Annotated in this window: 25 protein-coding genes; 18 read left to right on the top strand and 7 right to left on the bottom strand. The window is 62.4% G+C overall.

What is annotated here, in order from left to right:
* Position 1 precedes the first annotated feature (1 nt).
* Positions 2–331: a DUF202 domain-containing protein gene (locus DVO78_RS00660; protein WP_120002882.1), complete on the top strand. Its 330-nt coding sequence runs from the start codon at positions 2–4 to the stop codon at positions 329–331.
* Here the strand turns inward: DVO78_RS00660 and DVO78_RS00655 are convergent.
* The 3 genes from DVO78_RS00655 to betT form a co-directional block, all read right to left on the bottom strand.
* Entirely contained in the window at positions 328–1938 is a 1611-nt protein-coding gene (locus tag DVO78_RS00655) for a GMC family oxidoreductase (protein ID WP_238385062.1), read from the bottom strand. The genes DVO78_RS00660 and DVO78_RS00655 overlap by 4 nt on opposite strands.
* Before the next feature lie 168 nt (positions 1939–2106).
* A complete protein-coding gene (locus DVO78_RS00650; RefSeq protein WP_120002880.1) occupies positions 2107–3612 on the bottom strand; it encodes an aldehyde dehydrogenase family protein in 1506 nt (501 codons plus the stop codon).
* A 63-nt stretch (positions 3613–3675) separates the two neighbouring features.
* Entirely contained in the window at positions 3676–5775 is a 2100-nt protein-coding gene (betT, locus tag DVO78_RS00645; RefSeq protein WP_238385061.1) for a choline BCCT transporter BetT, read from the bottom strand.
* A 318-nt stretch (positions 5776–6093) separates the two neighbouring features.
* Here betT and ychF point away from each other — a divergent pair, with 318 nt between their 5' ends.
* Complete coding sequence (ychF, locus tag DVO78_RS00640) at positions 6094–7179, top strand: redox-regulated ATPase YchF (RefSeq protein WP_120002878.1); 1086 nt, start codon at positions 6094–6096, stop codon at positions 7177–7179.
* A 199-nt stretch (positions 7180–7378) separates the two neighbouring features.
* On the opposite strand, the gene DVO78_RS00635 is transcribed toward ychF, so the two are convergent.
* Positions 7379–7804 carry a bleomycin resistance protein gene (locus DVO78_RS00635; protein WP_120002877.1) on the bottom strand — a complete coding sequence of 142 codons (426 nt, stop codon included), beginning with the start codon at positions 7802–7804 and terminating at the stop codon, positions 7379–7381.
* Between the two features lie 539 nt (positions 7805–8343).
* Between DVO78_RS00635 and DVO78_RS00630 the strand changes: the two genes are divergently transcribed.
* The 5 genes from DVO78_RS00630 to DVO78_RS00610 all read left to right on the top strand — a co-directional run bounded on the left by DVO78_RS00630 (position 8344) and on the right by DVO78_RS00610 (position 10982).
* Positions 8344–8631 carry a helix-turn-helix domain-containing protein gene (locus DVO78_RS00630; protein WP_120002876.1) on the top strand — a complete coding sequence of 96 codons (288 nt, stop codon included), beginning with the start codon at positions 8344–8346 and terminating at the stop codon, positions 8629–8631.
* Positions 8628–9872 (top strand): type II toxin-antitoxin system HipA family toxin, encoded by a 1245-nt coding sequence (locus DVO78_RS00625; RefSeq protein WP_120002875.1) that lies wholly within the window; start codon positions 8628–8630, stop codon positions 9870–9872. Before DVO78_RS00630 ends, DVO78_RS00625 begins: the two co-directional genes overlap by 4 nt.
* Complete coding sequence (locus DVO78_RS00620; RefSeq protein WP_238385060.1) at positions 9835–10077, top strand: type II toxin-antitoxin system ParD family antitoxin; 243 nt, start codon at positions 9835–9837, stop codon at positions 10075–10077. The genes DVO78_RS00625 and DVO78_RS00620 overlap by 38 nt, the downstream gene beginning before the upstream one ends.
* Complete coding sequence (locus DVO78_RS00615; RefSeq protein ID WP_120002874.1) at positions 10074–10364, top strand: type II toxin-antitoxin system RelE/ParE family toxin; 291 nt, start codon at positions 10074–10076, stop codon at positions 10362–10364. Before DVO78_RS00620 ends, DVO78_RS00615 begins: the two co-directional genes overlap by 4 nt.
* A gap of 144 nt (positions 10365–10508) precedes the next feature.
* Complete coding sequence (locus tag DVO78_RS00610; RefSeq protein ID WP_120002873.1) at positions 10509–10982, top strand: GNAT family N-acetyltransferase; 474 nt, start codon at positions 10509–10511, stop codon at positions 10980–10982.
* A gap of 108 nt (positions 10983–11090) precedes the next feature.
* Here the strand turns inward: DVO78_RS00610 and DVO78_RS00605 are convergent, their stop codons facing one another.
* Positions 11091–11819, bottom strand: coding sequence for a class I SAM-dependent methyltransferase (locus tag DVO78_RS00605; RefSeq protein ID WP_120002872.1), 729 nt, complete (start codon positions 11817–11819; stop codon positions 11091–11093).
* A 252-nt stretch (positions 11820–12071) separates the two neighbouring features.
* On the opposite strand from DVO78_RS00605, the gene DVO78_RS00600 reads away from it, so the two are divergent.
* The 9 genes from DVO78_RS00600 (at position 12072) to DVO78_RS17845 (ending at position 18688) form a co-directional block, all read left to right on the top strand.
* Positions 12072–12800: a class I SAM-dependent methyltransferase gene (locus DVO78_RS00600; RefSeq protein ID WP_157983776.1), complete on the top strand. Its 729-nt coding sequence runs from the start codon at positions 12072–12074 to the stop codon at positions 12798–12800.
* Positions 12801–12833: 33 nt separating this feature from the next.
* Complete coding sequence (locus DVO78_RS00595) at positions 12834–13328, top strand: GNAT family N-acetyltransferase (RefSeq protein ID WP_202912041.1); 495 nt, start codon at positions 12834–12836, stop codon at positions 13326–13328.
* 256 nt (positions 13329–13584) lie between these two features.
* Positions 13585–14562, top strand: coding sequence for a hypothetical protein (locus DVO78_RS00590; protein ID WP_157983775.1), 978 nt, complete (start codon positions 13585–13587; stop codon positions 14560–14562).
* Complete coding sequence (locus DVO78_RS00585) at positions 14562–15344, top strand: hypothetical protein (protein WP_120002868.1); 783 nt, start codon at positions 14562–14564, stop codon at positions 15342–15344. Before DVO78_RS00590 ends, DVO78_RS00585 begins: the two co-directional genes overlap by 1 nt.
* A gap of 335 nt (positions 15345–15679) precedes the next feature.
* Positions 15680–16249, top strand: coding sequence for a dienelactone hydrolase family protein (locus DVO78_RS00580; protein WP_120002867.1), 570 nt, complete (start codon positions 15680–15682; stop codon positions 16247–16249).
* Between the two features lie 67 nt (positions 16250–16316).
* On the top strand, positions 16317–17207 hold the full coding sequence (locus DVO78_RS00575) for a GNAT family N-acetyltransferase (protein WP_202912040.1): 891 nt from the start codon (positions 16317–16319) through the stop codon (positions 17205–17207).
* A gap of 112 nt (positions 17208–17319) precedes the next feature.
* On the top strand, positions 17320–17802 hold the full coding sequence (locus DVO78_RS00570; protein ID WP_338016542.1) for a GNAT family N-acetyltransferase: 483 nt from the start codon (positions 17320–17322) through the stop codon (positions 17800–17802).
* A gap of 73 nt (positions 17803–17875) precedes the next feature.
* Positions 17876–18052, top strand: coding sequence for a hypothetical protein (locus tag DVO78_RS17850; protein ID WP_238385059.1), 177 nt, complete (start codon positions 17876–17878; stop codon positions 18050–18052).
* An 18-nt stretch (positions 18053–18070) separates the two neighbouring features.
* Complete coding sequence (locus DVO78_RS17845; RefSeq protein WP_338016541.1) at positions 18071–18688, top strand: 2-phosphosulfolactate phosphatase; 618 nt, start codon at positions 18071–18073, stop codon at positions 18686–18688.
* Positions 18689–18936: 248 nt separating this feature from the next.
* On the opposite strand, the gene DVO78_RS00560 is transcribed toward DVO78_RS17845, so the two are convergent.
* Positions 18937–19503, bottom strand: a complete 567-nt coding sequence (locus DVO78_RS00560) for a 1-acyl-sn-glycerol-3-phosphate acyltransferase (protein ID WP_120002865.1) — start codon at positions 19501–19503, stop codon at positions 18937–18939.
* 9 nt (positions 19504–19512) lie between these two features.
* On the bottom strand, positions 19513–20298 hold the full coding sequence (locus DVO78_RS00555; RefSeq protein ID WP_238385058.1) for a FadR/GntR family transcriptional regulator: 786 nt from the start codon (positions 20296–20298) through the stop codon (positions 19513–19515).
* Between the two features lie 85 nt (positions 20299–20383).
* On the opposite strand from DVO78_RS00555, the gene DVO78_RS00550 reads away from it, so the two are divergent.
* Positions 20384–20956 carry a gluconokinase, GntK/IdnK-type gene (locus DVO78_RS00550; protein ID WP_120002864.1) on the top strand — a complete coding sequence of 191 codons (573 nt, stop codon included), beginning with the start codon at positions 20384–20386 and terminating at the stop codon, positions 20954–20956.
* Positions 20953–22353: a GntP family permease gene (locus tag DVO78_RS00545; RefSeq protein WP_120002863.1), complete on the top strand. Its 1401-nt coding sequence runs from the start codon at positions 20953–20955 to the stop codon at positions 22351–22353. Before DVO78_RS00550 ends, DVO78_RS00545 begins: the two co-directional genes overlap by 4 nt.
* Positions 22354–22362 lie beyond the last annotated feature (9 nt).

Genomic DNA, 22362 nt, shown 5'->3' with positions numbered 1-22362 from the left:
GGTGCGCACGCGGCCGGCAGCACACCAGGACCCTGGGGTTCAGCCTGAGCGGACTCTGCTCTCCTGGACCCGCACCGCGCTGCTGCTGGTGGTCGTCGCTGGGATGACCCTGCGCTGGGCGCCCTACCACGGCCCAGCGGTGCTGACACTGTTTTGCGCGGCGCTGATAGTGGCGGCCGGGATCTCGCTGAGACACCGGCGCCGGCTGGTGAGCTCCACCTGGGGTATAGCCGATGGGCGGTACCCCCCTGCGGTGGGCAGCGTGGCCGGACTTGCACTGGCTGTGGCGGCTCTAGGAATGGTTGCCCTGGTGTTGCTGCTGGTGACCTAGTCGCCGGCCACCGTCTTGGGATGAGTTCTGACCAAATCCGCGCAGCGCTCGCCGATCATCATGGTGGTGATGTTGGGGTTCACCGTGGTCAGCTCCGGCATCACCGAGGCATCGGCCACCCGCAGCCCCGTCACGCCCTTGACCTTCAGGTCCGGGGTCAGTGGGCTCATCGCGTCATCCTCGGATCCCATCCGCACAGTGCCGGCCGGGTGGTAGACGGTGTTGTGGGTGCGTGAGACGTAGTCGGCGATCTCCTCGTCGGTCACCACGTCCTTGCCCGGGTAAAGCTCCTCGCCTGCCCATTCGGCCATCGCCGGCTGGGCGGCGATCTCACGGGCGAGCTTGATGCCGGCTACGGCCACACGCATGTCGTGGCCCTCGGCATCGGTGAAGTAGCGCGGATCCACCTTCGGTTTGTCCCGGTAGTCCCGGCTGCGCAGCCGCACGGTGCCACGAGACTTGGCATGGGTGATGTTCGGGGTCAGGCAGAAGGTGTTGGTGGAGGTCGGATACCCCTGACGCAGGGTGTGCATGTCAAACGGCACCGAGCCGTAATGCATCATCAGATCCGGGCGGCCGGGCCGGTCGGAGGACCCGGTGCCCTCCAGGGTGTCGGCGAAGATCCCGATCTCCCACCATTGGTAGCTCTGCTCCACCATGGGCTGGGCGGCCTCCCAGGCGATGACCGCCTCCGGGTGGTCCTGCAGGTTCTCGCCCACGCCGGGGGAGTTCACCAGCACCTCGATGCCGTGCTCGGCCAGGTGCTCGGCCGGACCGATCCCGGAGAGCATCAGCAGCTTCGGTGAGTCGATGGCCCCGGCGGAGACGATGACCTCCTTGTTCGCGGTGATCACACTGGGACGGCCGAAGGCGTTGTCGACCACCTCGACTCCGGTGGCCCGGGGACCCCCAGTATGGTCCTGCCCGGAGTCAGTGCTGAACAGGATCCGGCGCACCCAAGTGTCGGTGAGCAGGGTGAAGTTCTCCCGTTCCAGGATGGGGTGGATGTAGGAGACCGACGACGAGGCCCGGGTCCCGTCGGCCCGCCGGTTGATCTGGAAGAAGTTGGCGCCTGTGACCACGGTGGACCCTGAGTTGAACTTCACCCGGGGGATGCCGGTCTGCTCACAGGCATCCAGCAGGGCGACCCCGCAGGGGTCCTCCGGCGGGATGGTCATCAGATGCACCGGGCCCTCTGCCCCGTGGTGATCTCCGGCGGCATCGTTGGTCTCCAGACGCTTCAGCAGCGGCCACGCGGTGTCGGCGTTCCAACCGGTGGCGCCCATGGCCTCCCATTCGTCCATGTCCTCCTTGGGCGGCCAGAAGGCGATGCAGGAGTTGTGCGAGGAGCACCCGCCGAGCACTTTGGCGCGCGCGTGACGCATGAAGGAGTTGCCGTTGGACTGCGGCTCGATCGGGTAGTCCCAGTCGTATCCGGACTCCAGAAGCTCCATCCAGCGGTTCAGCTGGAGGATCTGCTCATTGTCCACATCGGTGGGCCCGGCCTCCAGCAGGGCAACGCTCATCTCGGGATTCTCGCTCAACCGGGCGGCCACAGCGGCCCCGGCGGACCCGCCGCCGACCACCACATAGTCAAAGCTCTTCACAGCGTGTTCCTCACTCCTTGATTCGTGTATCGGTAGGGATCATGTCTCGAAACTGCCTAAACTCCGGCGCAGCCTGAGAGTTTCGGTAGTTTCGAGACGTGCTGATGTCTTCAGCAGAGCAGCTGGCCAGCGGTCGGGAGTGCTGAACCAACCGGTCAGGGCCGCCCTCTATGTCTGAGGCAGCTCTGCTGCCGGTATGTCGCTGGGCATCCGGAACCAGCCGGTTACCGAGGGTTTCGTATTCTCATAGATGTGCTTGGCCTCGCGGTACTCATCGAAGCCGGCCAGGCCCAGCTCACGGCCGATCCCGGACTGTTTGAACCCGCCCCACTCGGCCTGCGGCAGATAGGGGTGGTAGTCGTTGACCCATACCGTGCCGTGGCGCAGCCGTGAAGAGACCCGATGCGCTATGCCGGAGTCTGAGGTCCACACCGCGCCGGCCAGGCCGTAGACGGTGTCATTGGCGATGGCGATGGCCTCCTCCTCGGTGGTGAAGGTCTCCACGGTGATCACCGGGCCGAAGGATTCTTCGGTAACCACATACATGCCGCGCTTGGCCCCGTCGAGCACTGTGGGGGCGTAGAAGGAGCCTGCGGTGTGCTCCTCACCGCCGAAGTGCCCGCCGCAGCGCAGGGTGCAGCCTTCCTCGATCCCTTTCTGCACATAGGCGTGGACCTTCTGACGGTGCTCTGCGGAGATCAGCGGCCCGGTCTCGGCGTGGGCGTCGAACGGTCCGCCCATGGTGATGCTCTCCGCGCGGCGGACCAGCTCGTTGACGAATCTCTCCTTGATGGAATCCTCCACGATCAGCCGCACCCCGGCGGAGCAGACCTGGCCGGAGTCGGTGAAACCGGCGTTGAGCGCATTGTCCACCGCGGCGTCGAAATCGGCGTCGGCGAAGACCACGTTCGGGTTCTTGCCGCCGAGCTCCAGGGCGATCTTCTTGACGGTCTCGCTGGCGGCTGCGGCGATCTTCTTGCCGGTCATCAGTCCGCCGGTGAAGGAGATCAGGTCTACATCCGGGTGGCTTGACAGCGGAGCGCCGGCGGTAGCACCGGCACCGGTGACCAGGTTGGCCACACCGGCGGGGAGCTCGAGGGAGTCGAAGACATCCATGACCAGGATGGAGGTGTGCGGGGTCAGTTCTGCCGGCTTGAGGACCAGCGAGTTCCCGGCCGCCAGCGCCGGGGCGAGCTTCCAGGCCGCCTGCAGCAGTGGGAAGTTCCAGGGGGTAATCATCCCGCAGACCCCCACCGGTTCGTAGACCACCTTGGAGATCACCGTGGGGTCTCCGGCATCGACGATGCGCCCGGCATCGGCATCGGCCAGCTTCGCGAAGTGCCTGAAGCAGGCGATGATGTCATCCATGTCGATCTCGGCCTCCACCAGGCGTTTGCCGGTGTCCAGGGCCTCGGCGCGGGCGAACTCATCCTTGCGCTGGCTGAGCTGATCAGCGACCTTCAGCAGGAAGTCTCCGCGCTCACCGGCTGGCACATCGGCCCAGACCCGGGAGTCGAAGGCCCGGCGGGCAGCGGCAATGGCTGCCACGGCGTCGTCGGCCCCGGCCTCGGAGACCACACCGACTTCACTGCCGTCGGCGGGACAGGTGATCGTTCTGGTCTCGCCGGAGGCGGCGGGCACCCATTGGCCGTTGATGAACAGGGTGGCAGTCATATGCAGCTCCTGGATGTCGGTTGGTCTGTTCTCTGAATCCTCTGGACCAGGCTCAAGCTGAGACTACTCCGCCTTCTTCTCTGCGCGCACATGGTCCCAATCGTTCGGGATGCTACCAGTGTCGATGGCCACCGGTGCGTGGCCGCTCTGATCGCTGAGCTGCAGCATGGAGAGGTGACGTTCGTAGGCGTCGAGAATATCGGCGATGACCTGTTCCTTGGTGTAGCCGAGGATGTCATAGCCGGTGGATCCGGTGGCGGAGAAGACCTCCACCTTCTGGAAGACCTCGCCGGAGCGCCGAGTCTTCAGCACAAAGGTCGGCACCGGGTACTGCACCGCGTAGGGCTGATACTTGAACATGGGCTGGTCACCGAAGTAGACGTGCAGGTCCACCTGGGGGATCTCGGTGCCCTCGACCACTCCGCGGGTGCAGGTGACCTCTGCTCCCCGCTTGCGCAGCTCCTCAGCGACCTCCTCCACCGCCGGTACGGCCACGGTGTCCATGTATTCGACCGTCTCGGTTTCGGAGGGGTAGTGCATATGGCGGGCCAGGCGCCGTCGCCAGCTCTCCGGCGTGGTCTCCTGGCTGCGTTCGGAGAGCATGGAGGGCAGTGAGGCGCTGCGTGAATCGGTGCTGTAGTTCTCCATGCGCAGGGCCCGCCAGACGCTGACCAGCAGCATATAGAGCACGATCGACAGCGGTAGCCCGATGATCACCGCGGCCATCTGCAAGGTGAAGATGCCTTCGAGCATCAGCATCACGATGGTCAGCGCACCGATGATCACACTCCACACCACGCGCAGCCATCGTGGGCCGTCAGAGTTCTCCACACTGACCCTGGAGGTGAAGTTAGCCAGCACCAGAGAACCGGAGTCGGCACTGGTGACGTAGAATAGCAGCCCCACCAGCACGGAGACCCCGATGATGAAGGTGGCTCCGGGGAATTCGGCCATCAGGGCGAAGTAGCCGGCGCCGTCGGGATCCTCTGCTGCCTCGGCGAAGCTGGTGTCCCCGCCCATGATGCGGAAGATGGTGGCATTGCCGAAGATCGAGATCCACAGCGCGTTGAACAGGAAGGGCACCAGCAGCACCCCGATGATGAACTGGCGCAGGGTGCGGCCGCGGGAGATGCGCGCCAGGAAGAGCCCGACGAAGATGGACCAGGCCATCCACCATGTCCAGAAGAAGACGGTCCACCACATCACCCAGTCCTCTTCCAGCCAGGCCGGATCGGTGTCATAGGCGAAGGTCTGGACCAGTGCGCCGGGAAGCATCACGAAGAAGTCACCGATGTTCTTCACCAGGGCGTTGAGCAGCCGGACGGTCTCTCCGGAGACCAGTACGTAGACCATCAGCAGGATGGCGACCAGGACGTTGAGCTCGGAGAGCCGGCGGATGCCTTTGTCCACACCTGAGTAGGTGGAGATGGTCACCACGATCGCCGCCAGCACGATCAGTGAGATCTGCACTGCGGGGCCGGACTCGACACCGAAGAGCCAGCTTATCCCGTAGGAGAGGAAGACCACGCCGATACCCAGAGAGGTGGCGATCCCGAAGACAGTGCCGATGACCGCACCGACCTCCACGGCATCGCCTGCTCTTCCCTGGGCTCGCTTGCCGATGATCGGGTAGAGGGCGCTGCGGATGGACAGCGGCAGGTGGTAGCGGTAGGCGAAGAGGCCGAAGGCCATTCCGGTCAGCGCGTACATGGCCCAGCCGGGGATGCCGTAGTGGAACATGGTCCACAGGGCTGCCTGCTCAGCGGCCTGGAGAGTGCCCTCTGCCGCGCCGGGGCCGACCCGCAGATTGGTGGCCGGGCCGATCACGGCGAAGAACATCAGGTCCACGCCGATGCCCGCAGCGAAGAGCATCGAGGCCCAGGTGAACAGGCTGAACTTGGGTGTGGAGTGGTCAGGTCCCAGCCGGGTCTTGCCCAGCCGGGAGAAGGCGATGATGAGCACAAAGATCACGATGATCGCGGCGGTGAGAATGAAGTACCAGCCCAGGTTGTGGCCCAGCCATCCGAAGGTGGTTTCCAAAACACTGGAGGCGGTGTCTGAGTCGAGTGCTGCCCAGGTGGTGAAGACCACGATGATCAGCGCAGAAGCGATGAACACCGGCCAATTGACCTTGGAGCTGGTTCTGGAGGGGGTAACAGTCACTGTGAGCCTCAATTTTCTTTCGTATGAACGGAGTAGACCCTATATGAGCGGGGTGCGGACTCTGCAACATGAACATCATCGGTGATCGTCGTGGCGGGGGTGTGACGGCATTGTCACCGGGAGGTTGCTGGCCTGCGGTAAGTTAGACCACCGTGGCACTGTGCTTGTCCCGGCGGCGGGTGCACGCCACGCTCGCGCCGCGGCGTGGCCCGCATAGCCGCTGCGCGCTTGCACGGGTCCCAGACGTCGCGGTTCCCCTCGCCGGCTTACGCCGAGCTTCACGCCTAAAGGGCCAGCGTCACGGTAGGCTAGATCCCCGTGGCACTGACTATTGGCATTGTGGGACTGCCCAATGTGGGCAAGTCGACCCTTTTCAACGCACTGACCCGGCAGGCGATCCTGGCGGCGAACTATCCGTTCGCGACCATCGAACCCAATGTGGGCGTGGTGAACCTGCCCGATGAGCGGCTGGACAAGCTGGCTGAGATCTTCGGCTCGCAGAAGATCCTGCCTGCCACGGTGTCCTTTGTGGACATCGCCGGCATCGTCAAAGGGGCCTCGGAGGGGGAGGGGCTGGGCAACCAGTTCCTGGCCAACATCCGCGAGGCCCATGCGATCGCGCAGGTGGTGCGTGTGTTCGAGGATGAGAATGTCATCCACGTGGACGGCAAGGTGGACCCGCCCTCCGATATGGAGACGATCAACACCGAGCTGATCCTGGCGGATATGCAGACCCTGGAGAATGCGATCCCGAAGCTGGAGAAGCAGGTCAAGGGAAAGAAGGCCGAGCAGTCCACCCTGGATGCTTATCTGGCGGCGCAGAAGGTGCTGGAGCGCGGAGATACGATCTTCTCCTCCATCGACTCCGACAAGCTGGACATGGATGAGCTGCGCGGGCTTTCCCCGCTGACGGCGAAGCCTTTCATCTACGTGTTCAACGCCGATGAGGGCGTGCTGAACTCACCGGAGAAGCAGCAGGAGCTTGCCGGGCTGGTGGCGCCGGCGCAGTCGGTGTTCCTGGATGCCAAGCTGGAGTCGGAGCTGGTGGAGCTCTCCGAGGAGGAGGCCCGCGAGATGCTGGAGCTCAACGGGCTCGACGAATCCGGACTGGACCAGCTGGCGCGCGTGGGCTTCGAGACCCTCGGGCTGCAGACCTATCTCACCGCCGGGCCGAAAGAGGCCCGCGCCTGGACCATTAACAAGGGCGACACTGCTCCAGAGGCGGCAGGGGTGATCCACACCGACTTCCAGAAGGGCTTCATCAAGGCCGAGATCGTCTCCTTCGAGGACCTGGTGTCCGCCGGCTCCATGAACGATGCTAAGGCCGCCGGCAAGGTCCGCATGGAGGGCAAGGACTACATCATGAAAGACGGCGACGTGGTGGAGTTCCGTTTTAACGTCTAACTTTTCGATCCATTCGGCAAATCTCGGCTTTATGACCTTGATTCGGACCGGGATAGCGCCGTAATTTGCCGGATCGTTTGGCGGGGCACTTAATCACGGCTTCAGGAGGTCAGTTGTGTCTCCGCTTTCATCCACACCGTGGATAGCCGCCATCGCCGCGGGTAAGCCCGGGCAAAGAATGCTGAACGATGCTGCATGTCTATTCCTGGAGTGGGCGTCGACCGATATCGGTTTGCAGCCGGAGGAGGTAGCCGTCGGGGTCCTGAACAAGGAACTGGCGTACTCCAATCTCCTCCTTGTCGGCGCGGTACCACTTCTCCTCAGGCGCTAAGAACAGCGGCCAATCGACCCCGTGAAGTCTTCTCAGGGCTGGTTCAAGGTCTTGTACTGCGATCTCAAAGTTGATTCCACGGCCCAGCGGGTGTTCGAGGTCACCAGTGAGCCAGCTTCGGCCTATAGCGATTTCGTCAAGCATGAGATGAGCGCCGCCCATAGTGAGATAGGCGAATCCCTCGTCGGGCCGGCTGTAGTCGACTGTGAACCCGATCAGATCCCTCCAAAAATTGAGTGATTTAGTGAGGTCTGTGATCGCGAGTTCGGGGACCAGCGCAGGGTGATCAGACATTTTATTATTCTCTAGCGGGGCCAATGAAACAGGCAATTGTTGCCGTGCCATTGTCTCCAAGGGTGCGCTGGGTCTTTGGCGTGTTTCGTGACGAGCCCTAGGACGGACTGGTGCTCTCTTTGATCGGCACGAAAGACACCAGGCGTAGGACAGGTACGCGCCTGTACGGGTCTGTGACCTGGAGGGTGTCGGTGTCTGCGTGCATGATCGGGTTGTGAACGCTGTGAGACAAGGATCCACTCGGCCACGACTTCGCGCATATGGAGAACTGCCATCCCGCCTGGTTCCTGGCCCCGCCGCTGTGTGTCGTGTCCGATTCTGCTGCGGAGGTGCTGCTGCCCGTGCGTGTTGCCCGGCACAAGGGTGCTACTCAGTGGGTTCTTGGACTGGCATGCTGTCCGGATCCGGTGACGAGTGAATGGCGAACGTTCCGACAAGCGGAAGCCCTGATGCAGCTGAATCGTTGTTACATATGACTATTATACTCGTCATATCTAGATGGTACGGCTATAATTGTCGTCGGATACAAGGAGGCGTGTATGGCTGGCTACAGGATCGACCGCCAGGTCACAGAATTCGGGGAGCATGTGCGTGGGTGGCGCATGGTGCTGGGTCTGACTGCGCAGCAGGTCGCTGAGCGAGCCGACATCACCCGTGACACACTGCGCAAGATCGAGTCAGGAAACCCGAATGTGAGTTTCAGTAATGTTGTCCAGGTGCTCCGTGCGCTCGGCGTGCTCGACCAGGTAGTCAGCGCGATCGATCCGTTGAACAGTGATATCGGCAGGCTCCGTGCCGGCAGCCTCGCGAAGAAGCGTGCCCGATGACCACTGTTGAAGTTCTCGTCGAGGACGTCGGGCGCACTCGTGTGGTGGGGCAGGCGCACTTTACCCGAACGCGCAGCCAGATTTCCACGACCTTCCTCTATGACTCGGCCTATCTCGCAGATGGCGGCATGAACATTGACCCCGCGCTGTTGCTGGTCTCCGGCTCGCAGCACCAGGCTGGGCTGATCCGGGCTTTCGCCGACAGCGCCCCTGATCGTTGGGGCCGTAACCTCATTGAGAAGGCCGAGAGGGTACGCGCCCGCGAAGAAAGCAGAACGCCACGTCAGCTAGACGATCTTGACTTCCTCCTCGGCGTCAGCGACGACACCCGTCAAGGCGCATTGCGCTTTCGGCTCCCCGGTGCGAATCGATTCCTGGGCAAGCCCTCGCATGTGCCTCAGCTGATCTCACTGCCAGAACTGCTGTGGGCCAGTGATGACCTTGCCTCCGACGATGACCCGACCGCGGCCGTTAAACAGCTCTTGGACACAGGAACGACGGGCCTGGGCGGTGCCCGGCCGAAAGCCTCGGTGCTGCTTGAGGACGGAGGCCTCGCCATCGCGAAGTTCCCGCATTCCAGCGATCAGTGGGATGTGATGGCCTGGGAGGCCACAATGCTTGATCTCCTGGAGTTTGCGGGCATTCGCACGCCGCACCGTCGGCTCACGCGCGTAGGGGATCGCAGCGTATTGATCCTGCGCCGGTTCGACCGGACGAGCAGTGGCTCGCGCATCGGCTATATCAGCGCGATGACAGCCATCGGATCCGCCGACGGCGAGCATCGCGACTATGCGGAGATTGCTGAGGCGATGCGTGACTTCTCGCGTTCAATCCGTCAGGACCACCACGAACTCTACGATCGGGTCATTGCCAGTGTCGCCCTCGGTAACACTGACGACCACCTGCGGAATCACGGGTTCCTGGCTGATCGGGGCTTGTGGACCCTCAGTCCGGTGTTCGATGTGAATCCGAATCCAGACCTGAACCGAAGTCGGTCGACGTCGATCATGGGAGCTGACGCTCTGCCAGATGAGGTCGACGGACTCTTGGCACTTGCGGGGGAGTGCAGTCTGACGCTCTCATCGGCGCGCGAACGGATGGGTCGTGTGGCAGAGTCTTTGTCTGGCTGGAAGCAGCAGGCGCGAGGGCATCGCATCTCCGAGCGCGAGATCACGCTTATGGCCGAGTCGATTGAGCCGAGGCTTGAAGCGATATCCACTGCATGTCTGGGTGCTGGGTGACTATGAGGTCAAGGCGTTGTGGCCGCTCGCCAGGCGAGGCGGCCGGTACCGCTCGGCCAGTGAGGTCGTCCGTGCCGGTCTGCGACTGTTGGAAGAGCGGGAGGTTCAACTGTCCGCCTTGCGTGCCGCGCTCGTCACCGGTGAGGCCAGCGGTGAAGCGGAGGTTTTCGACGTCGACGCCTTCGTCGCCTCGAAGACCTTGTGAGCCAGTACCGACTCACTCCGGCCACGCAGCGGGATCTCTCATCGATCTGGGACTTCACCGAGGATCGCTGGGACATCAGTCAGGCGGAGAAATCCATCCGTGAGATCCAAACGGTGGTCGAGCGCGTTGCGGAGGACCCTGACCGTGGGCGTGTCCGGGAGGAAATCCGCGAGGGGTATCGGAGCTACGCGGTTGGCAGTCACGTGGTCTTCCATCTGCAGCGTGTGAGCCATATCGAGGTGGTCCGGATCCTGCACCAGCGGATGGACTTCGGCCGGCATCTGTGACACTCACGCGTGCCGTTCGGGAGCGCTGTGCCACGCTGTCGGTCGGGTCGACGGACACATAGCCAGATGGTTCTCGGCTACGGAACGTGGTCGAGTTCAAGTTCAACGTGTAGCTGACTGATTCCTCGTGGGAGGATAATAACCATGCCTGGCGAAACTGATGTCTCTACGCGTCTGATTGACGTTCGAGTCGCCCTGCAGAATGGTTTTGAGGTCGACACCGATCGTTCTCGGCTCGACCTCGTCAAGGTTCACCAGTGGCTATCAACTGACGCATTCTGGGCGGTAGGGCGTCCTTTCGACGTTGTGACCCAGGCGGCCAACGTCTCGGTCAACTTCGGTGTCTATGATCCTGACAACGTGCAGGTAGGTTACGCCCGCGTGTTCACCGATGGTGCGACGTTCGGGTGGCTGTGTGATGTCTACATCGCGCGAGAGGCGAGAGGTCGTGGCATCGGGACTGCGCTGTCGAAGGTAATCGTTGATGCGATCCGGCCGCTGCGTCTCAAACGGTTCATGCTCTCCACAGCGGACGCGCACGAAGTGTACGCGAAGGTGGGTTTCGTTCCGTTCCCTGACCCGCAGAAGTTGATGGTGTTGGGAGCGGAGGAGAACTGATGACAGTATCAAACTGTGAGTGCAGGCATCGTCGATGTCGTGTTCTCACGGGTGGTCTCTGCAGACTTCTGCGGAACGAAGTGACCAGCCGCGGATTTACAGCGGGGTTCAGGCACGGTGTGCTGTGAAAACGAGCGTCCCGATACCTCGTCCAACAGGTTCTCCTTGGAATCCGCCGTACACCTCGTCGACGATGGGGCCTGCGTCGGTGAGCATGGAGTGCAAATGCCTCTCTGTGCGGAAGCGAATACGGGCAGACCCGATCCGTTCCCTCCCTTCGGCATCGACTTCGTGAGCGCAGAAATCAACCATGCCGTTAGCCTCATCCACGGCTGTGGTGCGGTACCAGTGCTGGCTTTGTCCACTGGGAAGCTCGACCACCTTATGGCTGCGTTCCTTGGTCCAGCGTTCCCATCCGCGCGCCTGCGGATCGCGCGAATCAAACGCCAGGCGACCGCCCGGCCGAAGGTGAGCAGCGATGTCTCGAAAAGTGCTGGCGAGCTCGGCATCCTCGAGAATCGCCTGAACGACATTCGAGGAAATGATAGCCACATCGAACTGATGGCCAAAGGGTATTGCTCGGGAGCCGCCGACAATCCACTCCACCAGGTCGGCGCCAGGTTTCGTCTTGGCCGCGTCGATTGAGGGCTGATGAGGATCCACGCCTGCGACGGAACAGTCGGTTTCGGCGATCGCCACCGTGATGCGACCGGTACCGCAGCCCAGATCCAGAACGCGAGAGCTGCTGTCTTTCGTTGCGAAGTTCAGGAAGAACTCGTCGTCGGCAGCCCAGCTGTTCACTGCGTCGTAGAGGTGCGCAGCGTGAGTTTCGTTCATGCCGTTGATCCTGTTCGTTGTGTCGTCTCAACAGGTTGTGAAAGCGTGTCCTATCGGCCCAAGCACACCATATCTGACAACTCCTGTGGTGTTTGTCGTCTTGGCTGACCAGCAGGATGATCACAGTAGGGTCAACGAGAAACATCTCCCACCGCATCATCAGGACTTCTCGGAGATCTGCACGAGTTTTCGTAGGGAGCGAGAGGGCCTTTCGGCCCGCTATCAGTCCCGCTGCTGGATAGACTCATTGGGGTGAGCAGCTCGGAAGACATCAGCCGTTGGGACACAGTCGCAGATGCCTATGCGGACGCTGCCGGCCAGGAGCAGGACTCCTTCTTCCGCCGTGCCGAACCTGCTTTTCGCGCGGCGATCCCATCGCCGACTGGGCAGCGAATACTCGACGTGGGCTGTGGACACGGGTGGTTGTCCCGCCGGTATGCAGAACTCGGCGCTGAGGTTGTGGGCATCGACGGAAGCCGACGACTGATTGACAAGGCTCGAGCCCGACCCTCAAGTGTCGAATGGGTCGTTCATGACCTCGACACCGGCCTTCCGCCGGGAATCGGTCGATTCGATGCGGCCATCGCGCACATGGTACTCATGGATTTGTCGAGACTCTCGCCTCTCTTGAACGACGTGCAACGACTGCTGAAACCGGGTGGTGTCCTCGTGGCAGCTATCCTGCACCCTGCGTTCTTCAACCAGAAGGTCCAGCGTGCTGATGATGCATGGTTCCGCCAGGTGACCAGTTACCTGACGCCACAACGGTGGTGGATCGACAGCTTCGGGGGCCACTGGCACTACCACCGACCCCTGGAGTTCTACATCGGTGAACTCAGCGCTGCGGGATTCGTCATGACGAGCTTGTCAGAACCGCGGAGCCTTCCGCACGATCAGCTCGACGAGGTGGACTGGAGTGAGTACCAGAAGTGGTTTGCCGATATCCCGACGATGCTTGTGATCGAGGCAGAGAAGCGCTGATGCTCGACGTTCAAGGCGCTCTATGGTTGATACGTGAGTAAAACATCTGGAGCGAGCGACGACGTGTCACGGACGGTTTGCTTCCGCCGTGCAACTGCTGACGATGTCCAGGCGCTGGTCGAACTGCGAGTGGAGATGTTCCGGGCTATGGGTGTGGAGGCGCATTTTCCGGAGTGGCAGGACGAGGCTCGTGATTGGTTTGCGGAGCGTATCAATCATCCCGACTACGGGATCTTTGTGGTTGAAGCTGACGGCGAGGTGGTAGCTGCAGCCGTCGGTGCCATTCGCGATGCGGCCCCGTCGCCGGCGTGTCCTACCGGACGGGACGTGCTGATCAGCAACGTGTGCACGTTCCCCGAGCATCGGGGGTCGGGATATGGAAGAGAGGCGTTTGATGCTGTCCTGGCCTGGGCCCGTGGAACAGGGGTGGAGCGGGCCGAATTGATGGCAACGGAGACCGGGAGACGCATGTACGAGCGGGTTGGCTTTGTGGCAACCCAATGGCCAGCGATGAGGGCGATCCTGTAGGGCTGCCTGGGCATTCACGCTGAACCGGAGTCCGGTTCAACCGGCCTGCGCTCGAGTCCAGATGGTTCTCGGCTACGGTGGTGGTTTTGTCGCAATCCCGCGCCTTCGGCACCAAGGACAATAAAGACTCCCACGCAGAAGTTCGCTGACACCTGCTCGCAGAATCAACATGGACGTAATACCAGGAACGTGGTGAACTTGTCCAACAAATAAAAGCCCATCTTATGGGAGAAAGCTTGTTGGAGGATTAGTGGCTGTGGATATCGTCTCGCTCCTGCGCGAGCTCAATGTGAGCATCGCCGAGGGCGCGTCGGCGACGACCTGGTTGCTTGGCGCTCCGGATGGCTCGTTCTTCGAAGTTGCGCCTGCCCAGCCCGAAGAGCGTCTCAACGCCCATGCCGTACGCAACCTCATCGCTCACCACGACGCGGCCCCTCGCGCCCTGCTCGTCGGCAGGACGGCCACTGAAGGTGTGGTTCAACGTGCCAAGCAGGGGAAGATCGACATACTTACTGCAGAGCCGATCCGGCTCATCCATGCCGGCGTCTCCTACGAAGCCGAGGAAAACCTCGCGCCGAAGCGCCCTGATGTCCGTTCTCGGCGACCGGCTTGGACGCGATGGGCAGTTGAGCGCTACCTACTGTTGGCTGCAGAGCCCGCACGGCAACCGGTGATCGCGGAAATGCTCGGAACCAGCCAACAGTCAGTCTCCAACGCGGCGCGTTATCTGGGGGACCTGGTCATCGATCACGGTGATGGCCTTGTCGCTAGGGATCGATCGAGGTTGCTCAACCACTGGCGAGACGAGTACATCGGTCCCGGTGGCCAGGAATTCGGGTGGTACAGCCTCGATCCGATTGCTGAACAGGTGACCAATGCCGTCGACGTGGCGAACTTCCTCGATGCTCAACCTCTCGTCAGTGGTGACATGGCGGCGGATCGGTATGCTCCGTGGAAGCTCCCAACACGCGGCCGCATCTATGTCAGCATCCCCATCGACTTATCTGATGACGGTTTCGTTCCCGCGCCGATCAACGAGGCAACGCTCACTGTTTGCACCCCGCGAGACCCTAGTCTCTGGAAGTTGCTCGACCTTTTCTCCGCACCTGAAGGGACAGATAACTCGACACTCGCTGATGCGATGATCGTCTACTGGGACTTGGCACATAGCCCTGAACTCGACAGTGATGCCGCTGCTGAACACCTCGGCACATTCATTGCAAAGGTGTCGTGATGAGCCGGCCCATCGATGTTCACGTCCGCGCGATGAGCAACGCCGATGCTCTCGGCTATCTGGGCCAACAGGAGATCGCCAGAGCAGTAGGGGACGGCGGTGATTATCGGATCGTAGGCGGTCACATGGTTCGGCTCCTTCTCCAGGTCTATCCGACAGCCAACGCTGAGTTGCGATCCACACTCGATGCTGATGCCGCTGTTGACGATGTCAGGGTCATCGGATCGATCAGCGAAAGCCTGATCGCGCAGAATTTCACGAAGAGCGGCGGCAACCTTTACTTTAAGATGTTGGATTCTGAGCAGCGAGTCGAGGTCAACCTGCTGCTGTCCCGGCACGGTCCGGCGCCAGGAATGAGAACCCAGTACGTCCCCGGAATCGGCGAAGTAGATACGCTGCCCGAACTGAGTTTTGTCCTGTCCTCCGCGCCGCTTCTCATCAACGTCACAGCCGCGCTGTTCGACGGTCAAACCGTCGAATACACCACTCGTATACCTGACCTCGAAGCGGCCCTTGTGCACAAGGCCCACAGCTGGAAGGGCCGCAACTCGAAAAAGGATCTCGTGGATCTGCATTCCCTGCTCGAGGTGCGCGAAGCCCACCCCGACGTCCCTTGGCGACTAGGCGATGACAGTCTGATCGGCTTCAGGAAGGACTCTGCTGGGATTCTTCACCAAATCGCTCAGAGTCTCACCCGTAAGAGCACAGGCATTCCGGTTCCCGCCCACATCAACCGCCTGAGGATGGCTGCGCTCATATCGAAGCACATCACCAGGCCATGAGGATCACCCGCATGAATACCTGGAGCTTCCTCAGCAGAATCTCGTCAACATGCGCGCGCAGGGGCTTCTGGACAAGAGAATTTGACGGCGAAAATGGTCCACATCGGCTGACTGCGAATGTGGCTGCAGGATGACAGCAAACTCTAGAGTTTGCTTCGACATGGCGCCTCCACGACCAGATGCTTCTCACCGCGGCGACGCGGTGGAGCTCCGCTTCAACGTGTAAGCCTCGGGGAGTCATCGGCGGTTTCGGGCCATAGGCGAACCCTTGCCATTCATGAGCGGACTTACTAGCGTTCAAGGACGTTCGACACTTCTAGATCATGAGGCGGGCCATGTCTGAGATCATCCTGTTCCACCATGTGCAGGGACTCACCAAGGGCGTGCAGGCCTTTGCTGACGAGCTGAGCGCTGCGGGGCACACCGTCCACGTCCCTGACCTGTTCGACGGACGTACGTTCGACGATCTCGAGTCTGGTGTCGCTCATGCTCGGCAGATCGGGTTCGACAACGTCCTTGCCCGGGGCGTCGATGCGGCGGAATCGCTGTCCAGGGAACTGGTATATGCAGGTTTTTCGATGGGCGTGATGCCAGCACAAAAACTCGCACAAACCCAAAGGGGCGCCGTAGGCGCGCTTTTCCTCGAATCCTGTTTGCCGGTTTCGGAGTTCGGCCAGTGGCCCGAGGGCCTGCCGGTGCAGATCCATGGCGGAGTGGACGACGAGTGGTTCGCCGAAGATCTGGAATTCGCCCGCCAACTTGCCGACTCGACGCCGGTCGCCGAACTCTTCCTCTACTCCGGCACGGCGCACCTGTTCTCCGACTCGTCACTGGACAACTATGACTCCGAATCAGCCGGCCTCATCCTCGAGCGCAGCCTGTCCTTTCTCTCCGAGCTCTCCTGAGGGCTGCCATCACACTGTTTCAAGCGATCCCGACGCAACTCGATTCGATTTCACCATGTTGATCCGGATGGCCACTCCTGCAGCCACTGATCTGCGTCGGATCGCCGTTGACTTGAGCTATTGGCAGACTGACCGGGGGACTCTCCAACTCCACCCGGGGGATCTCGGGTGGCATTCACTGGTCGGAGCAGAGAGGACGGCCGCGGACCTGCGAGTATGGTCCCGCAACGGGAAGATGGTTGCGTTAGGCATGCTGGATGGGCCAGATGTTCTGCGCATCGCGATGGACCCAACAGCGCACCACGATGACGAGCTGGCACAGCAGATCGGCTCAGACCTGAACCATCCTGACTCAGGAGTCCTGGCTGCCAGAGAAGCAGCTGTCGAAGCACGAGGTGCGCGCAGTCTCCAAAGGTTCTTGTCGGACCAAGGGTGGACTGCCGGTGAACCGTGGACACCGTTTCACCGTGACCTGTCCCGTCCGATCGGCAGGGACCGGATGGCGCGAACGGAGATCCGCGTTGAGGCAGCTGGTCCTGACCAGGCGGAGGCCTGGGTCACAGTGCACTGGTCTGCTTTCAAAGGAACGCCATTCGGCGACGCGGACAAGCGACGCCTATTGCAGCGGTGGGACACCATGTTCGGAGGACCGTTCTCTCACCTCGCGCGGCATCTGATCGCGTTCGATAGAAACGACGACGCCGTTGCCGTCACAACGGTTTGGAGCGCCGGCATCGGTCGGCCCGGGCTCATCGAACCAATGGGCGTGCACCGTGATCACCACGGGCGCGGATATGGAGTCGCTATCACCATCGCCGGCGCTGCTGCCTTGAAAGACATGGGAGCCTCGAGCGCTGCGGTTGCCACGTACACCTCCAACATTGGAGCCCTTGCGACTTACGCGGCGGCTGGCTTCACGGCTCACGAACCCGTCGCTGACCTGAAGCGGCCTGCTTGAGGCAGGAGATGAGATGCGCATCGCCCCAGACGGCTGAGGGCTCTCACTATCTGGACGTCAGCCCCGGTTCGTGCAACGGGAACGATGCCACAGCATGTGATTCACTGGTCGAGTGCTTGATCCCATACCGGCTTCAGATGCAGATGTCATCCCGATCTGGCAGTTGCGCCGGCAACGAGAAGATTGGCTAGCCTCCCGCAACATTGACCAATGGCGTCCCGGAGAGGTGCCTGTTTCCACGATTCAAGAGCAGGTAGATCGGGGTGAATGGCATGTGCTGCGAGACCAACACGTCGTCGCCGCACTGAGGGTCTTATGGGCTGACCCAGAGTTCTGGGGCCCCGATGACGGGACCGCAGTCTATGTGCACGGCCTCATGGTTGATGTGACCCGGGCGGGGGAGGGCCTGGGCGCTGAACTGCTGGACTGGGCAGCGCGCTTAACCAAGCAGCGCGAAAGAGCCCATCTCCGTTTGGACAGTGCACTGACCAACCCAGGCTTGACGCGTTACTACGAGCGACTTGGCTTTCTCCGCAAGGGACAACGCCAAGTCGGCGATCTCTTCGAGGTGATCCTGTGGGAACGGCCGGTGTAGCCTGTCTCTCCTATCCTCAGGTGCCAGGTGCCAGGTGCCAGGTGCTAATGCAAGCGAGGCAGGTGACTGAGACGTGAACGGCCTAGCTGACCTGATGGGGCAGCGCGACTACCCTATTCGTTTCGACTGGGGGCCGGTCGGCGCACGAGCCAGTGGTGCTGATATCGCGGTCGTCGTCGATGTGCTGAGCTTCTCCACCTCGGTTTGCATCGCGGTTGAGAGAGGGATGCAGGTCTATCCATACCGGTGAAAGGGCGGGCAAGCAGAGGTGTTCGCACGAGAGCTTGAGGCAGTGCTCGCTGTGGGCCGTCTCGAGGCGGCCAAGTCCGGTGCCCTTCCCGCGCCGTCTTTGTCACCGGCTGGCCTCCTCGAGTACCGGCAGGTTCCTCGTCTGGTGCTGCCTTCTCCAAACGGATCAACGATCGCAGCAGCGCTGGGTGAAGTAGGGTCCACAGTCGTCGCTGGATGCCTGCGTAACGCGAGCGCAGTAGCCCAATGGCTGGGGGCGGGGCTCGACCATGGCGAATCTATGGCGGTCATTGCAGCGGGCGAACGATGGGACCACGGCGACTCCCTGCGGCCCGCGCTCGAAGACCAGCTTGGCGCGGGCGCTATTCTCTCCGCACTGGCGCAACGGGGTGACAGGCAGAGTATGAGCCCGGAGGCGTCGGCAGCCCTGGACCTGTTCGATGCTGTGCGTGAAAGTCTCCCTGAGCGCGTAAGAGAGTGTGTCAGTGCGCGCGAGCTCGCCGCCAAGGGCTTCGATTCGGATGTCGACGTAGCGCTCGCGCTCAATGCATCGAGCACCGTGCCGGTACTGTCCGAGGGTTCTTTTGGCCTCCCTGGAGATCACGGTGACGCGGTCGAGCCCACGTCCAGTGCCTGAGTCCTGGGGACAGCGCTGAGCTGAAAGGAGGGACGGTGCCCACGATTCGAGGTATCTGGGCCAGACCTCACTGTTTTGGTGCGGTCTCGCAGCCGCAAACGGTCGCGTAGACATGACTCGGAGCTGGACTCACTCTTTGAACAGGGGCGCAACCAGCTTGGCGACAGTGACTGCTCGTCGCTGCGCCTCTGCTTCCAGGGCCGCGGCTGTCCGCAGGTGGCCATGGGCAGGGAACGACGACGCGGCCCTCAACTCTCCTCGCGCAGTCGCGGTTCAACGCGGTTCTCGGGATGGAAACCGGCCTTGTCCGCATAGAATGCGCGGATGGCATCCATGTCCTTGGCGATCTCGCCGGTCAGGGTGACCGTGGGGCCGAGGCCTGTGGTCATCGTGGTGCGATCGACGTAGCCGAGCGTGACCGGCATCCCGGTCTCGCGGGCGATCCGGTAGAAGCCGGATTTCCAGTGGGTGTGCCCGTTGCGGGTGCCGTCGGGGGTGATGACCAGGCCGAAGACCTCGCCCGACTGCATACGCTCAATCACTTCGGAGACCACACGGCTGGGATCGGCGCGGTCAACTGCGATGCCGCCGAGCGCGCGCATGATCGGGCCGCGCCATCCGTGGAAGAGGCTCTTCTTCCCCAGCCAGCGCATGTTGACGTCCAGGCGCCAGGCGATGGCGAGCATCAGGGCGAAGTCCCAGTTGGAGGTATGTGGTGCGCCGATGAGCACGGTGGGCCGGTCCGGCGCAGGCTGTGAGACGAGCTTCCAGCGGCTGAGTGACCAGAACGCGCGGGCGGCAAGGCGTCTGAGCATCCTGTTATTTTAGGGCACGCCTATCCGGGGGACGAGTGGTGTTCTCAGGTGCGCATCGCCGACAGCGTCATGCTCCAGGGCGGCGCGCACTTCATCGACCAGGAACTGCATCTGGCTACGGGCCAATCCGGGGTCCTGGCGGGCGATGGCGCGCGCCACTTCGTCATGGGCGTCCAGAGCCTCGGGCATCGGGGTGGCCGGCATCAGCCCGTGTGTGGTCCGCCCATGCAGCGCCTCTCCGACGACGTCGCCCAGGGCAGCGAACATCGTGTTTCCCGAGGCGTCCAGTATCAGGCAGTGGAAGGCGACGTCGACCACCATGAACTCATCCAGCGCCCCGGCTTCGCCGAGGGTGCGCATGCGGGCCGCCAGTCGGAGCAGCTCATCGGCCTCAGCGCCGGTGCGATGCTGGGCAGCGAGCTCGGCGGCCTCCGGCTCCACGGCGATACGCAGTTGAGTCAGTTCGATATAGGTCCTACGGGCGCCGTCGGAGTCCAGCCGCCAGCGAATCACCATGGGTGCATAGACATTCCAGGCCCGTGGTTCGGTGACCACCAAGCCCACCCTGCGCTTGGAATAGAGCAGGCCAAGGGACTCCAGAACCTTCACCCCGTCGCGAGCCACTGTCCGGGATATCCCGAACCGCTCCTGAAGAGATTCCAGGGTCAGCACGCTTCCCGGCGCCAGATCACCGGTGACGATCTCCTTGCCCAGGGCATCGGAGAGGCCGCGCTGACGTACTCGGGCCACCGCATCGCTGGAGGCTCCGAACCGGTGTGCATGCTTATCCGGCACAACATCCCTTTCAAAAGATCATACGTTTAACCACAAAAGATGATATTTTAATTGACAGTGTCCTGCATCACATGAAAGGCATTCGATGACGAATCCCACCCCTCAGCCTATCCGCGCCGCTCACCGGCCGGTGGGACCCCCGGGCCACCACATCGTGGTGATGGGCGTCTCCGGCACCGGCAAGACAACGCTGGCCGAGGCACTGAGCCAGCAGCTGGGGCCTCCCTACGCTGAGGCCGATGAGTTCCATCCGCCGGAGAACATCGCCAAGATGTCTGCCGGCACCTCGCTGACCGATGAGGACCGATGGCCCTGGCTGGGCGCTCTCCGCGACTGGATGAGCAGTCGTGCTGAGGCCGGCAGCATCATCACCTGCTCCGCGCTCAAACGCTCCTACCGGGATCTGTTGCGCACCGCTGACGGTGAGGTGCTCTTTCTCCACGTCGATGTCGACCGGCCCCGGCTCGAAGACCGGCTGGCGCACCGTTCCGGGCACTTCATGCCGCCCTCCCTGCTGGATTCCCAGCTGGCCGCGCTGGAGCCCTTACAGCCCGATGAGCCAGGCATTCGCATCATCAATGACTCCACCCCAGAAGAGCTGGTCGACGCCGCCGTCCGCTGGCTCAAAGCGCACCTGAACGAAAGGACCACCCCATGACCGCTGACGGTTGGGACCAAAGCCTGGGCACCGGCCCGCTGCTGGGCATCGCCGCGGCGTCGATCGCCGTGCTGCTCATCCTCATCATCCGCTTCAGAGTCCACGCCTTCCTCGCCCTGATCGTGGTCAGCCTGCTCACAGCGGTCGCCACCGGCATCCCCACCGAGGATGTCGTACCAACGCTGACCGAAGGTTTCGGCTCCACCCTGGCATCAGTCGCGCTGCTGGTGGGTCTGGGCGCAATGCTGGGACGGCTGGTCGAAGTCTCCGGCGGTGCCAAGGTACTCGCCGATGCGTTGATCAGCCGTTGTGGCGAGAAACGGGCCCCGTTCGCCCTCGGGGTGGCCTCACTCCTCTTCGGCTTCCCAATCTTCTTCGACGCCGGACTGGTGGTGATGCTGCCAGTGGTCTTCGCTGTCGGGCGCCGTCTGGGTGGATCGCTGCTGCTCTATGGGCTGCCCACCGCAGGTGCTTTCTCGGTCATGCACATCTTTGTACCGCCGCACCCGGGTCCGGTTGCGGCCGGTGAGTTCTTCAACGCCAATGTCGGCATCGTCTTACTGATCGCCGTGCCGATCGCGGTGGTGACCTGGTACGTCACCGGCTATCTCTACGGGCTGTGGGCCGGACGACGCTTCGTACTGCCGATCCCCGTCATTCTGGGCCAGGCCAGTGAGGAGGCCGAGGCCAATCCGCCGCGGTTCTCCACCGTCATCACGGTCCTGCTTCTGCCGATGATTCTCATCTTCTTCAACACCGGCCTGACGACCCTCTTCTCCGCCGGTGTGATCAGCGAAGCCCAGGCCGGGGCCCCCTGGTACGCCGTGCTGCTGATGATCGGCCAGACCCCGGTAGCCCTGACGCTCACTCTCATTGTGGCGATCTTCGCTCTCGGCGTGCGCAGCGGCCGCGGAATATCCGGAATCCAGGAGATCATGGACAACGCCCTGGGGCCTGTCTGTGCGGTCATCCTGATCACCGGCGCCGGCGGCATGTTCGGAGGGGTGCTGCGCGCCTCAGGAATCGGCGATGCGCTCTCCGGCTCTTTGGAGGACCTCGGCATCCCGCTGATCCTGGCCGGGTTCCTCATCTCCGGGGCCCTGCGCATCGCCCAGGGCTCGGCCACTGTGGCTCTGACCGCGGCGGCAGGCCTGCTTTCGACCGCTGTGACAGCCGCTGGCTACAACGAGGTTCAGCTGGCCACCATGGTGATCGCCGTCGCCGCCGGTTCGGTGATCGCCTCCCATGTCAACGACTCCGGGTTCTGGCTGATCAGCAAGTTCTTCGACATGGACGTCAAGACCACGCTGAAGACCTGGACCGTCATGGAGACCGCGATCGGCGTGATGGGCTTCGGCCTGGCGGCAGGGCTCTTCGCCCTCGCTGGGGCTTTCTGACGCCACCTG

The organism is Nesterenkonia muleiensis (assembly GCF_003600155.1).
GTDB lineage: Bacteria > Actinomycetota > Actinomycetes > Actinomycetales > Micrococcaceae > Nesterenkonia > Nesterenkonia muleiensis.
The sequence above is the reverse complement of the archived record's forward strand: the minus strand, read 5'-3'. Positions and strand labels throughout refer to the sequence as shown.